Source organism: Streptomyces sp. NPDC037083 (assembly GCF_055606485.1).
Window position 1 is genome coordinate 291,778 of the sequence record NZ_JBVJSQ010000006.1, and the last position, 13,274, is coordinate 305,051.

General features: G+C 71.8%; 11 protein-coding genes. 4 read left to right on the top strand and 7 right to left on the bottom strand.

All coding sequences use genetic code 11. From position 1 onward, the window contains the following. Positions 1-86: 86 nt before the first annotated feature. The 7 genes from ACZ7DE_RS18740 to ACZ7DE_RS18770 form a co-directional block, all read right to left on the bottom strand. Positions 87-824, bottom strand: a complete 738-nt coding sequence (locus tag ACZ7DE_RS18740) for an FAD:protein FMN transferase (protein ID WP_470762836.1) — start codon at positions 822-824, stop codon at positions 87-89. A 55-nt stretch (positions 825-879) separates the two neighbouring features. Next, positions 880-2,007: an FMN-binding protein gene (locus ACZ7DE_RS18745; protein ID WP_470762492.1), complete on the bottom strand. Its 1,128-nt coding sequence runs from the start codon at positions 2,005-2,007 to the stop codon at positions 880-882. Positions 2,008-2,063: 56 nt separating this feature from the next. Then, complete coding sequence (locus ACZ7DE_RS18750) at positions 2,064-3,446, bottom strand: ferredoxin reductase family protein (RefSeq protein WP_470762494.1); 1,383 nt, start codon at positions 3,444-3,446, stop codon at positions 2,064-2,066. A 156-nt stretch (positions 3,447-3,602) separates the two neighbouring features. Next, positions 3,603-4,310 carry a L,D-transpeptidase family protein gene (locus ACZ7DE_RS18755; RefSeq protein ID WP_470762496.1) on the bottom strand — a complete coding sequence of 236 codons (708 nt, stop codon included), beginning with the start codon at positions 4,308-4,310 and terminating at the stop codon, positions 3,603-3,605. Positions 4,311-4,446: 136 nt separating this feature from the next. After that, positions 4,447-6,147 carry a peroxidase family protein gene (locus ACZ7DE_RS18760; RefSeq protein ID WP_470762498.1) on the bottom strand — a complete coding sequence of 567 codons (1,701 nt, stop codon included), beginning with the start codon at positions 6,145-6,147 and terminating at the stop codon, positions 4,447-4,449. Positions 6,148-6,289: 142 nt separating this feature from the next. Continuing rightward, positions 6,290-6,871 carry a pyridoxamine 5'-phosphate oxidase family protein gene (locus tag ACZ7DE_RS18765; protein ID WP_470762500.1) on the bottom strand — a complete coding sequence of 194 codons (582 nt, stop codon included), beginning with the start codon at positions 6,869-6,871 and terminating at the stop codon, positions 6,290-6,292. A 117-nt stretch (positions 6,872-6,988) separates the two neighbouring features. Further along, on the bottom strand, positions 6,989-7,876 hold the full coding sequence (locus tag ACZ7DE_RS18770) for a hypothetical protein (protein WP_470762502.1): 888 nt from the start codon (positions 7,874-7,876) through the stop codon (positions 6,989-6,991). A 231-nt stretch (positions 7,877-8,107) separates the two neighbouring features. Here ACZ7DE_RS18770 and argH point away from each other — a divergent pair, with 231 nt between their 5' ends. The 4 genes from argH to ACZ7DE_RS18790 all read left to right on the top strand — a co-directional run bounded on the left by argH (position 8,108) and on the right by ACZ7DE_RS18790 (position 13,248). Continuing rightward, positions 8,108-9,538 carry an argininosuccinate lyase gene (argH, locus tag ACZ7DE_RS18775; RefSeq protein ID WP_470762504.1) on the top strand — a complete coding sequence of 477 codons (1,431 nt, stop codon included), beginning with the start codon at positions 8,108-8,110 and terminating at the stop codon, positions 9,536-9,538. Positions 9,539-9,908: 370 nt separating this feature from the next. Continuing rightward, positions 9,909-10,880, top strand: a complete 972-nt coding sequence (locus ACZ7DE_RS18780) for an aldo/keto reductase (protein ID WP_470762506.1) — start codon at positions 9,909-9,911, stop codon at positions 10,878-10,880. A gap of 155 nt (positions 10,881-11,035) precedes the next feature. After that, positions 11,036-11,584 carry a TetR/AcrR family transcriptional regulator gene (locus tag ACZ7DE_RS18785; RefSeq protein WP_470762508.1) on the top strand — a complete coding sequence of 183 codons (549 nt, stop codon included), beginning with the start codon at positions 11,036-11,038 and terminating at the stop codon, positions 11,582-11,584. Positions 11,585-11,724: 140 nt separating this feature from the next. Further along, entirely contained in the window at positions 11,725-13,248 is a 1,524-nt protein-coding gene (locus tag ACZ7DE_RS18790; protein ID WP_470762510.1) for an MFS transporter, read from the top strand. Positions 13,249-13,274: the final 26 nt, after the last annotated feature.

The window sequence follows — 13,274 nt, forward strand, 5'->3', positions numbered from 1 at the left end:
GCCGCCCGTGCCGGGGGACCTGTGAGGTACCCCCCCGGTGAGGCGGTGGCGCCGGGCCGCGGCTCACCGTCCTGCCCGGTCCCCGCTCACCCGAGCCGTCGAGCCAGACCGCCCGTGCACCGCACCTCGTCGCCCGCCGTGATCAGCAACGCCTCGACGTCGGGCAGCGACTCCAGCCACGCCAACGCCTCCCGCGACCCCATCGCGAAGGCCGCCGTGGCCCAGCAGTCGGCCCAGGTCAGACGAGGGGCGACCACCGTGACGGCCACCAGATCCGTCACCGCGGAACGGCCCGTGCGGGGGTCGACGACATGCGCGCCCCGCTCCGCCGTCCCGGACGTGGCCACCGCCAGCTCCTCGGCGCCCGCCGCCGACACGACCGCTGCCAGCCCGCCCGGGCGCAGCGGGTCCGAGACCCCGACCCGCCAGGGCCGCTCGGGCCCGGGAACGCCCAGCAGCTGAACGTCCCCGCCGCCGTTGACGCTGACCCCGCTCACGCCCGCCGCCGCGATCAGCCGGGCGGCGCGCTCGGCGGCCCAGCCCTTGACGATGCCGGTCGGGTCGAGACGGCCCTGGTAGCGCATGCTGAACCAGCCCTCGCTCACCCGTTCCGCCTCGGCGCCCAGCTCCAGCACCTCGGCGACTTCGGGATCGCACTCCTCGACGGTCAGCTCACCGCGCACCAGCCGGGACACCTGGCTGTCCTCGCGATAGGTGCTGAAGACCTCGTTCACCCGGTGCAGCGAGGCGATCGCCTCGTCCAGCGCCGCCCGCACCGCATCGGCCCGGCCGCCGCGGACGTCGAAGGAGAAGACGGTCCCCATGACCTCTTCCACATGACGCACCACGGCGGGGGCCGGCGCCGACTCGGCCACCGTGTCAGCCACCGGCCTGGTCCAGCGCCGACTGCAGGGACTTCTTGTAGCCCTCGCTGGTGTAGGTCGCGCCGGAGACCGAGTCGATGTCCGCGCTGCCCGCGGCGACCGCCTCCTGGTTGAGCTTGGGGACGGAGAGTTCGGTCTTCTGGGAGCTGGTGCCGCCCGAGGGGGCCTGGACCGCCTCGGCCTTGGTGATCTTCCCGCCGGCCACGGTGATCCGGACCTGGACCGGCCCGTACTGCGTCTGCTGGACGCTGCCGGTAACGGTCTTGGCCTGCGCGGCCCCGGAGGAGGACCCGGCGGACGAGCCCGCCGAGGAACCGGCCGAGGAGCCCGCGGCGCCGGAGCCCGACGACGACCCCCCGCTCGTCTTCGCCTTGTCCAGCGCCGACTGCAGGGACTTCTTGTAGCCCTCGCTCGTGTAGGTGGCTCCGGACACCGTGTCGATGTCCGCGCTGCCCGCGGCGACCGCCTCCTGGTTGAGCTTGGGGACGGAGAGCTCGGTCTTCTGGGAGCTGGTGCCGCCCTTGGGGGCCTGGACCGCGTCGGCCTTGGTGATCTTCCCGCCGGCCACGGTGATCCGGACCTGCACGGCGCCGTACTGCGTCTGCACCGCGTCCCCGGTGAAGGTGCCGGCGGCCTGCGCGCTGCCGGAGCCCTGGCCGGACCCCGCACTGGCGTTGGCCTTGTCGATCGCCGACTGCAGGGACTTCTTGTAGCCCTCGCTGGTGTAGGTCGCCCCGGAGACGGTGTCGATGTCCGCGCTCTGCTTGGCGACGACGGCCGCGTTGAGCCTGGGAACGGCCAGCTCGGTCTTCTGGGAGCTGGTGCCGCCCTTGGGAGCCTGGACGGCCTCGGCCTTGGTGATCTTGTTCTCGACGACCGTGATCCGGACCTGCACGGCCCCGTACTGCGTCTGGACGGCGTCACCGGTCATCGAGCCGGTCACCGGCGCACCGGCTCCGCCCTGCGCCGCTTCCTGTGCGGCCGCGCCCGCGCCCGCACCCGCGCCCGCCGCCTGCGCGGCGCCCGGGTCGGACGCCGGTTTCAGCGACAGCAGCAGCACGATCCCGGACACGGTGGCGGCGGTGGCCAGCACGACCCGCCGAAGAGGGTGACTCTTCCTCATCGCTTCCTGAGCTCCTGGTTTCCGTTGGTGGCGAGGTTCCCGTGCGTACGGGTCGCTCACATCTCGAACGACTCGTGGTGGATACGGCGGGCGGGAACCCCGGCGCCGCGCAGTGCCTCGTACACACCCTGGGCGAAGCCGTTGGGCCCGCACATGAAGACGTCATGGCTGTCGATGTCGGGGATCTTCCGCTGGAGGGATTCCGCCGAGATGTCGGGGCGCTCCCCGTCGGGGCTGTTGACCGCGTACATCAGCCGCGCCCCGCGCTCGTCGGCGATCTTCGCCAGCTCGTCCCACAGGGCCAGGTCCTGGGTGCTGTTGGCCCGGTAGAGGAGGGTGATGTCACCGGCCGCGCCCGGCAGCGTCTCGAACAGCGCCCGCATCGGCGTGATGCCGACCCCGCCGGCCACCAGCAGCACCTTGCCGCGGCTGCGCCGGGACGCCGTCATCGCGCCGTAGGGGCCCTCGGCCCACACCTTCGTGCCGGGCCGCAGCTCGCGCAGCGCCGCGCTGTGGTCGCCGATCGCCTTGACCGTGATCCGCAGCAGTTCGGGGCGGGGGGCCGCCGACAGCGAGTACGGGTGGGAGCTGAACCGCATCCCCGGCGCGAGGAACCGCCACCGGAAGAACTGCCCGGCCTCCGCGCCCATCCGGTGCAGCTTGCGCCCGCCGATCAACACGGACACGATGCCCGGCGTCTCCTCGATGACCGCCTCGACGTACATGCGGTGACGCAGGTTCAGCCGGAGCGGGGTGATGATGCGGTACCAGACGACCAGCGCGGTGACCGACCCGTACAGCGCGTACCAGGCGGTCTTCGCGGTCGGCTCGACGGCGAAGTCGTTGCCGGTGGTGATCTGGTGCCAGAAGGTGAAGAACACCGCCGCGTACGTCATCAGGTGGATGTGGTACCAGGTGTCGTACGGCATCCGCTTGCGCACCGGGCCGATCGAGACCAGGCCGATGAGCAGCAGCAGACCGGTGCCGATCGCCGCCTTGCCCATGTCCGGCAGCTGGTTGATGGAGTCGATCGTCTGCTGGACGATGTCTCCGAGCGACTTGCCCGCCTGCAGCGCGTAGCCCCACATGATGAGGAAGACGTGCGCGAAGGTCAGGCAGAGCGTGTACCGGCCGCTCATGGCGTGCCAGCGGGCGACCCGGTCCGAGCCCACCCGCCGTTCCAGCGCCGGCACCCGTGCCATCTGCAGCACGACGAGCGCCATCAGGTACCCGGCGAGCAGACCGGTGATCCGTCCCGCGTTGAGGATCTTGCTGTTGTCGTCCGCGATGTTCGGGGTGTTGCTCCACCACAACCACAGCACTCCTGCCGCGCCCGCCCAGACGGCGAGCAGCAGCGGAACGGCCGGGGAGCGGCGCGGACGGATGCGGCGCATCGTCTGGCGGCGGGCGGCACGGCCGCCGGCGATCGTCGTGGTCACAGTTCCTCCGTGGGTACGGACCCTTGGCCCTCAGATACGGGCCGCGGACGCGGAGTGTTCAGCCTGGCGCCGAGACCGTCGCCGACCGGGGGCGACCGCGGGTGACCGAGGCTCGGGCCGACCGTCGGCGGATGCGCCTGCCCTGTGGCCGCCGGCTCAGTACCGGGTGATCGCCGTCGGCCCGGAGGTCGTGCCGATCGCGATGTGCGGGTGCTTCGACGGCCGGACCCACGCGAGCATCCGGCGCACGGCGCCCGCCGGCGCCGACACACAGCCCGCCGTCGCCCCGCGGCCGTCGACGTGCAGGAAGATCCCCGCACCGCGGCCGCGCACCGGCCTGTCGTAGTTGAACCCGATGACCAGCGCGTGCGCGTACTGCGTCCGGTAGGAGACCAGGTGCTCGGACTCCGCGGCCCGGCAGTCGGCCGGCCGCGGTTCGGACCACCGGTTGTAGTCCCGGGAGGCGTTGTCCTGACACCACCACGAGTTCGGCCGCACGGGACGGTACGCGTACGTCGTCCCGCGCGGCGGCGGCTGCAGGCCGAACGCGAACGGGAGGCCGTACAGGCCCGTCGGCGTGGTGTTCGTGCCCTGCCGCCGTGAGGCCCCCTGGACCAGGCCGTTGGCGCCGAACCGCGCCGGTGCGGAACCGGCGCGCACCCACCGCCCCTCGCGCAGGTCCCACCAGGAGACCGTGCCCGAGGTGGAGCCGGCCCGCGGGGCCACGGCGGTGATCAGCTGGGCGCCGCCGCCGGTGTCCGCCATCCGGGCCGGCAGCGGCGCGGGCGCGCCGCTGCCGGGGGCCGCGCCGAGCAGGAGCAGGGACGCACAGCCGAGGGCGACGGCGACGACACGAGAGCGCATGGTCAGACGCTAGAGGGGACCGGCGGCGCCGGCAGGCCGGGTGGGCCGACCGTGCGACGGCCGGTCCGGCCGGGCACCCCGCGTCCGCGGCACGACCGGCCGGACCGCTCCCGTTCGCCGCCCTCCCGTCGCCTGCTCAGGTCACCGGACCCAGCGGGTTGAGCTGGTCGTCCCGTCCCTCGAAGGCGTACAGCAGCAGGTCGGTCATCTCGAAGACGTCCTTGGCGTTGCGGTCCTCCACCGGGCTGAGGAAGGGACGCCAGAAGGGGTCGCGCACGATCGAGTGCCGACTGCCCTCCAGGGCCCGGTGGAAGACCTCGGCGACGATGCGGCCGCCGACCCCGGTCAGCTTCCCGCCGCCCTTCACCTCGGCCTCGCGCAGGATGTAGAACCACAGCGGGGCGTGCCCGGCGACCGCGTCCACGAGGTCGGGGGAGAGCTGTGCACCGCCGCCCCGGGCGAAGTCGGCCTTGGTCAGCGGCTCCACGTCGACCTTGCGCTCGAGGAAGTGCTCGACCATCTGCTGTCCGGTCGCGAGCCGCAGCATCGAGGCCCGGGTGAGGTTGCGGAAGGCGAGATTCAGCTCGATCTCCGGCGGCGCCTGCTGTCCCCGCCCGCCGAAGGACCCGAGCGGCAGGTCGGCGAGCGGATTGACGAGCAGGGTGTCGATGCGCTTGGCGAGGTTGAACTGCGCCGCGGGCACCTGGAGTTCGGGCCGGTCCGGCACCGCCTCCTGGAAGGCGAACAGCCGGCGGAAGTCGGCGATCCAGTTGGTGGGAAGGCGCTCGAAATCGCCCGCCTCGGGGTCCGCCGTGTCGGCGGGAGGCGGCGAGAGGATGCCGCTGGTGCCGCTGAACCGGAACAGCAGCTCCAGGGTTCCCCGGCCCTGGTCGAAGACGCGGTTCCAGTTGTAGCGGCCCCGGACCATGCTGTGGCCCAGCCGGTAGGCGGCCACCGAGAACTCGATCGGCATGGTCGGCAGGTCGTGCTCGCCGGGCGTCGGATCGACCACCTTGCGGCCGCTGTCGAACACGTCGTCGACGATGTCGGGATCGACGATCCGGCCGAGGAAGTCGTGGCGCAGCATCCACTGGTAGTGCTTGACGACGGTCTCGCGCGCCGACTCGAACAGCACGGCGCTCGACACGCCCTTGCCGACCAGGTCGGCGACCACCCGGTTGTGGAACCGGATGAAGGCGGCGTGGATCTGGGCGACTACCAGGTTCTCGTCGTTGCGCGGGTCGGGGATCAGCGCCCGGCGCCGCTCGGACTTCAGCGAGCCCGCTCCCGTCCTGGGCAGGTCGAACCCGGCGAGCGGGCGGCCGACGATCGAGGCGTCGTTCGGCACTCCCTGGGTGGTCCCGGTCTTCAGCCTGATCCCGTCGTCGTCGTAGAACCGACGGTCGAAGCGGTGGTCGGGCCCCAGGCCGTAGAGGGAGTCGAGGTCGAGGGCCGGGGAGCGGCCCTGCAGGAGCTGGCGGACGGTGATCTCGTCCTCGAGGCGCACCGCCGTGGCGTCCAGGGTGAGGTCGTGGTCCACGAACTGGCCGAGGTAGGTGAACCCCGACGGGACCCCCGGCAGGTCGGGGTGGTCCCGCTCGGGGTCCGTCATCGCCCTGGCCAGCTCGGTGCGGGCGTTCCGGTCGAGCTGCTGGGCCGGCCGGGAACGGGGCCCGAGCCGGGAGAAGCGGAACTTGCGCAGGTCCGCCACGGTGGAGGCGGTCAGCGGCTGCGCGGGACCGCCGTCCTGGGACTCGGCGAGGATGCCCTCGCCGACGACGTAGTACGAGGAGCGGACATGCCGTTTGCTCTGTGGTTCGCGTGCGGGTCGGAACATGAATCCCCCATGTGTTCACGAAGGCGCGAGAACGCGCACGTGTGAGCCCACGCTAGGGGGACGAGAACGGCGGAAGGGTGAATTCCGTCAAATGCCCCAACCGGCACAATGACTGACTCCGGGTTTACATGTTCTATACGTGTCAAATCGGGCGCAGGGGCAACGGCAGCCCGGGCAGCCCGTCCATGCTCGTGGCGATGTGCTCCTTCTTGGCGAAGTACGCGCTGAGCGACTCGTCGTCCTCCCGCGCGAACCGCTTGCCGTGCAGTTCGCGATCCTCGTCGTACGTCATGAAGGGCACCGCGTATCCGCAGGTGTCCCGCACGAGTTCGGCATGCACGAGGATGATCGCGCGCAGCCCGTGCCGGGCCGGATCGATGTCGGGGAACCGGGCGAGGAGTTCCGGGAAGCGCGGGTCGTCACGGAAGACCGGCTCGCCCTGGCCGTGCACCCGCACGATGTTCGGCGGCCCCTGGAAGGCGCACCACATCAGCGTGATCCGGCCGTTCTCGCGCAGGTGCGCGATGGTCTCCGCGTTGGAGCCGGCGAAGTCGAGATAGGCCACGGTGTGCTCGTCGAGCACCGCGAACGAGCCCTTGAGTCCCTTGGGGGAGAGGTTGACCGTGCCGTCGCCGGCGAGGGGTGCGGTCGCGGTGAAGAAGAGGGGCTGCTCCTCGATGAACGTCCGGAGTCTGCCGTCTATGCGCTCATAGGTCTTTCCCATGTCTAACGATTATCCGGGAAAGCCTTTCGCGTGTCTAAGGAAATACGGAACTGCTCACGGAGCCGCGGCGGCCGCCCCTGCCGGCGTGGGCTCGGGGCGACCGCCGCACCCGTCACGTCACTTGTTCAACGTGCAGGCGGCCAGGGCGTTGAGCCCCTGCGGCTTGGTTCCCTTGCGGCCGATCGAGATGGCGATGCGGTCGATCGTGGACACGCGCTTGCCTTCCAGCGGGCCGAGGATCGCGTTCTGCACGAAGTTGGGGCCGCCCTGCCCGACGGTGTTCTTCAGGCGGGTGTTGGCCTCGTTGATCTGCGTCTGGAGCAGGGCCAGGTTGCGGTCGACCTCGGCCTTGGCGGAGGCGGGGACCGCGGGAAGCTGGGAAGCCACGTCCGGGCAGGTGATCGTGCCGACCGCGTTGGCGTTGCCCGCGTTCCCGGCGTTGTTGTTGCCGTTGTTCCCGGCGTTCCCGTTTCCGGCGTTGCCCTTGTTGCCGTTGTTCCCCGCGTTTCCGGCGTTTCCGGCGTTCCCGTTGTTCCCGGTGGCGGGAGCGGCCGCGCCGCCCGCGTTGAGGGCGCAGGGCGCCAGCGCGTCCAGGCCGGTCGGCTTGGCCGCCGTCCGGCCGATGGCGGTGGCGATGCGGTTGACGGTCGCGACGCGCTTGTCCTTCAGCGGGCCGAGGATCGCGTTCTGCACGAAGTTGGGGCCGCCCTGCCCGACGGTGTTCTGGAGGCGGGTGTTGGCCTCGTTGATCTGCGTCTGGAGCAGGGTCAGGTTGCGGTCGACCTCGGCCTTGGCGGAGGCGGGCACCGCCGGCAGCTTCGAGGCGACGTCCGGGCACACGATCGTGCCGGGGCCGGCGGCGAGCGTCTGGGCGTTGGTCGTCCCGCTCTTGGACTCCCCGGCGAGGGCGGTGTTCACGATGACCGCACCGGTCAGAGCCACGGCGGCGGCGCCGCCGATGATCGCCACGCGACGCTTGTTGTACTTGGGAAGAGCCCTGGACATGCGGATGCCTCACTTGGGTTCAGGAGTGGGTTTACAAACGCGGCGCCAGCGTTCAGCGGTGAGTACGGGTAAGCGGTTGCCGTTGTTCAAAGCATCTTCAAAAAGTCTTCGGAACCCGCCCTCCCGGCCTGTTCGGGCGACGACGGCGCCGGCCGCGTCAGATTGACGAATCATGCATAGCTCTGCATACTCATGCATAACGTTGAGGTGCAGCGGTGAGGAGCAACGCAAGTGAGCAGCAACAGCGGTGACGTACGGCTCTGGGGCGGCCGTTTCGCCGACGGTCCCGCCGAGGCCCTGGCGAAGCTGTCCGCGTCCGTCCACTTCGACTGGCGCCTCGCGCCCTACGACATCGCCGGGTCACGCGCCCACGCGCGCGTGCTGCACAAGGCGGGCCTGCTCACCGAGGACGAGCTGACCCGGATGCTCGACGGGCTGGACCGGCTCGAGGCCGACGTCGCCGACGGCTCCTTCGTGGGCACGATCGCCGACGAGGACGTCCACACCGCCCTGGAGCGCGGCCTGCTGGAGCGCCTCGGCCCCGACCTCGGCGGCAAGCTGCGCGCCGGGCGCTCCCGCAACGACCAGGTCGCCACCCTCTTCCGGATGTACCTGCGCGACCACGCCCGCATCATCGGCGGCCTGATCGCCGAGCTCCAGGACGCCTTCATCGGCCTGGCGGAGGCCCACCCGGACGTGGCGATGCCCGGACGCACCCATCTTCAGCACGCCCAGCCGGTCCTCTTCGCCCACCACGTCCTCGCGCACGTGCAGCCCCTGGCCCGGGACGCGGAGCGGCTGCGTCAGTGGGACGAGCGCACGGCCGTCTCGCCGTACGGCTCCGGAGCCCTGGCCGGTTCCTCCCTCGGCCTGGACCCGGAGGCGGTCGCCGAGGATCTCGGCTTCGAGCACGGCAGCGTCGGCAACTCCATCGACGGCACCGCCTCCCGCGACTTCGTCGCCGAGTTCGCCTTCATCACCGCGATGATCGGAGTGAACCTCTCCCGGATCGCCGAGGAGATCATCATCTGGAACACGAAGGAGTTCTCCTTCGTCACGCTGCACGACGCGTTCTCCACCGGCTCGTCGATCATGCCGCAGAAGAAGAACCCCGACATCGCGGAACTCGCGCGGGGCAAGAGCGGCCGTCTCATCGGCAACCTCACCGGGCTGATGGCCACGCTCAAGGCCCTGCCCCTCGCCTACAACCGCGACCTGCAGGAGGACAAGGAGCCGGTCTTCGACTCCTGCGACCAGCTGGAGGTGCTCCTCCCCGCGTTCACCGGCATGATCGCCACCCTCACCGTCCACCGCGAGCGCATGGAGGAACTGGCCCCGGCCGGCTTCTCCCTCGCCACCGACATCGCCGAGTGGCTGGTCAAGCAGGGCGTGCCGTTCCGCGTCGCGCACGAGGTCGCCGGCGAGTGCGTCAAGGCCGCCGAAGCCGAGGGCAAGGAGCTGGACGAGCTGACGGACGAGCAGTTCGCGAAGATCTCCGCGCACCTCACCCCCGAGGTGCGCTCGGTCCTCAACGTCCCCGGCGCCCTCGCCTCCCGCGACGGCCGCGGCGGCACGGCGCCCAGCGCGGTCGCCGTCCAGCTCGCCGAGGTCAAGGCCGACGTGGCGGCGCAGCACCAGTGGGCGGCCGCCAAGAAGCGCTGAGGCCCACGGTCGCGTGAACCCCCGCCTCCCCCGCGCGGACAGGGAGACGGGGGGCATCGATGCAGGACGCCGTACCGGGAACCCGCCGACCGCTGAGCGGGTTCCGCGCCGCTCTCGCGCGCTCCGCGTACCGCCGACGGGGCCTTCCCGGAGCCTTCGGGACGGGCGAACTCTTCCGGCAGGTCGGTGAATCCGCCGGTCGCGGGACGGGTGACCTGGCAACGGCCGGGCTGCGGGAGGGGAACACCGGGGGCGTCGTCGCCCCGAGGGACGCCGCGCCGGATCCGCCCGGGGGCGGGCTCGCGTTTCGACGGCGGCGTGCGGGTTAGGTTGGGTGGCAGCCGCATGGAGCCACCGAACGGAGCCCGCGATGCCCTTCGCCCGCCTCGCCTCGGCGACGACCCCCACCTGCCACCTTGGCCTGGGGCTCGCCGCCGTCGGCCGCCCCGGCTACATCAACCTCGGACGGGATCACGACCTCGGCGCCGACCGCAGCGTCGACGCCCTGCGCGCCCGTACCCATGAACTCCTCGACGCGGCCTATGCCCAGGGCGTCCGCTACTTCGACGTGGCCCGCTCCTACGGCCGCTCCGAGGAGTTCCTCGCCGACTGGCTGAAGGCCAGGCCCGAGGCCGACGACGTCGTCGTGGGCAGCAAGTGGGGCTACACCTACACCGCCGACTGGACCACGGACGCGGAGAAGCACGAGGTCAAGGACCACAGCCTCGCGACGTACGAACGGCAGCGCGCCGAGACGGCCGAGCTGCTCGGCGACCGGCTCGACCTGTACCAGATCCACTCGGTGACCCCGGACAGCCCGGCCCTCACCGACAAGGAGCTCCACGCCAAACTGGCCGAAGCCGCCGCCCGGGGGATCACCGTCGGCTTCTCCACCAGCGGCCCCGCCCAGGCCGACGCCATCCGCGCGGCCCTGGCCGTCACGGTCGACGGCGAGCCCCTGTTCCGCACGGTCCAGTCGACGTACAACGCGCTGGAGACCTCGGCCGGCCCCGCCCTCGCCGAGGCCCACGACGCGGGGCTCACGGTGATCGTGAAGGAGGGCATGGCCAACGGGCGCCTCGCGGAACCGCACGCGCCGGAAGCCCTGAAGTCGGTGGCGGAGGAGACCTCCCTCGGCTGCGACGCCGTCGCCCTCGCCCTGATCCTGCGCGCGCCCTGGGCCGGCGTGGTCCTCTCCGGCGCCGCGACCGCCGCCCAGCTCGCCTCCAACCTGCACGCGGCGGTCGTGGACCTCGACGACGACCAGCTGGACCGGCTGGCCGCGCTGGCGGAGGACCCGCGCGGGTACTGGGAGCGCCGCGGCAGCCTGCCCTGGCACTGACCACGGCGCACACCTACGGCGGTGAGCCGCTCCGTGAGCCCGCACGCCTGTGGTGATGACCCTCCGGTGAGCCGCGCACCCATGGCGGTGACCTCCGGTGAGCCGCACATGCCCAAGTTGAGACATCAACGTCTCACATGGGCTACCCTTGTTTCATGGCTGTCGACCGTGATCATGTGCTGCGCAGCGCCGCGGCCCTGCTGACCCGTAAATCCACCGCAACGATGGACGAGGTCGCCAAGGCGGCCGGGCTCAGCCGGGCCACGCTGCACCGCCACTTCGCCGGACGCGACGCACTGGTCCGCGCCCTGGAGGAGCTCGGCATCGCGGAATGCGAGCGCGCTCTGGACGCCGCCCGGCTGGACGAGGGGCCGGCCCGTGACGCCGTACGCCGGCTCGTCCACGAGGTCGAACCGGCCGCCGCCCTGCTCGCCTTCCTGTACTCCGAGAACCAGCTGTTCGAGGGCGAGCAGCAGAACCAGGGCTGGACCCGGATCGACGACCGCGTCGCGACCCTGTTCCGACGCGGTCAGGCCGACGGCGAGTTCCGCATCGACCTCACCCCCGCCTGGCTCACCGAGGCGCTGTACGGCCTGCTGGCCTCCGGCGCCTGGGCGGTCGCCGAAGGCAGGGTCGCCCGCAACGACTTCACGCACATGATCACCGAGCTGCTGCTCGGCGGCGCACTGCGCCGTTCCCCCTGACGGAGCCCGCCTGACGGAGCCCGCCTGGCGGAGCCCGCCTGGCGGAGCCCGCCTGACGGCGCCCGCACGACGGTCCGCGCGACGGAATTCGCCCGACGGAGGTCCACGTGCCGGATCTCCGCATGACAGAGAGAGGAATCATGACCAGCACCCTGCAGCCGACGACCACGACCGAGGCGGTGAAGCGTCCGGACCGTTGGCTCGCGCTCTCCGTCCTCGTGCTCGCCGTGCTGCTGGTGGCCGTCGACGCGACCGTCCTCGGTCTCGCGACCCCCTACATCAGCGAGGACCTCCAGCCCTCCGGCACCCAGCTCCTGTGGATCGGCGACGTCTACTCCTTCGTCATCGCCGGCCTGCTCGTCTCGATGGGCAGCCTCGGCGACCGCATCGGCCGCAAGCGGATCCTGCTCGCCGGCGCCACCGCCTTCGGGCTGATCTCGGTCCTCAACGCCTACGCGACGAGCCCGGAGGCGATGATCGCGGCCCGGGCGCTGCTCGGCGTGGCCGGCGCGACCCTCATGCCCGCCACCCTCGCCCTGATCCGCAACCTCTTCCACGACCCGCGGGAGCGCAGCCTCGCGGTCGGCGTCTGGGGCGCGACGGCCTCCGCGGGAACGGCGGTCGGCCCCATCGTGGGCGGCCTGCTGCTCGAACACTTCTGGTGGGGCTCGGTCTTCCTCATCAACGTGCCCGTGATGGTCGTGCTCGTGCTCGTCGGCGTCCGCACGCTCCCCGAGTCCCGCACCCCGAACCCGGGCCCGTGGGACCTGGTGAGCGTGATCCTGTCCCTGGTCGGCATGATCGGCCTCGTGTACGCCGTCAAGGAGGCCGCCACGCACGGCCTCACCTGGGTCTCGCTCGGCACGGGTCTGCTGGGCGCTGCCGCGCTCCACGGCTTCGTCCGCCGGCAGCTGACGCTGCCCGCCCCCCTGCTGGACATGCGCCTGTTCCGCAACCGCGGCTTCAGCGGCGCGGTCCTCGCCGACCTGCTGACCATCCTGGGCCTGTCCGGCCTGGTGTTCTTCCTCTCCCAGTACCTGCAACTCGTCCAGGGCAGGGACCCCTTCGAGGCCGGTCTGGCCGAACTCCCCGCCGCGATCGGCGCGGTGGCGGCCGGCCTGGTCGCGGGCCGGGCCGCCCGCCGCTTCTCGGTCCGGGCCGTGGTCTGCGGCGGCCTCGCGGCGACGGGCCTGGCCCTCGCCGCCCTGACGACGATCGGCCGGTCCACCGGCTACCCCGTCCTGGGGGCCGCCCTGCTGGTGGTGGGCGTGGGCGCCGGCTTCTCGTTCACGGTCACCGCCGACGTCATCCTGGGCTCCGTGCCGAAGGACCAGGCGGGAGCGGCGTCAGCCGTCTCCGAGACGGCGTACGAACTCGGCGCGGCCCTCGGCATCGCCGTGCTCGGCTCGATCGTGACGGGCGTGTACCGGGACTTCCCGGCTCCGGCCGGCACGCCGTCGGGGGCCCACGAGTCGCTGGGCGGGGCGGTCGAGGCGGCGGGGCACATGTCGCCGGCCGCCGCCAACGAGATGCTGTCGTCGGCTCGAGAGGCGTTCGTCGGCGGCCTGAACGTGGCGTCCGGGGTGGGAGCGGCGGTGCTGCTGGCCACGGCGGTGGCGGCGTGGTTCCTGCTCAGGGGGCAGCGACTGGAGAACGCCGAATAAGACGTCGTGGGCCGGGGGCGCGGGGC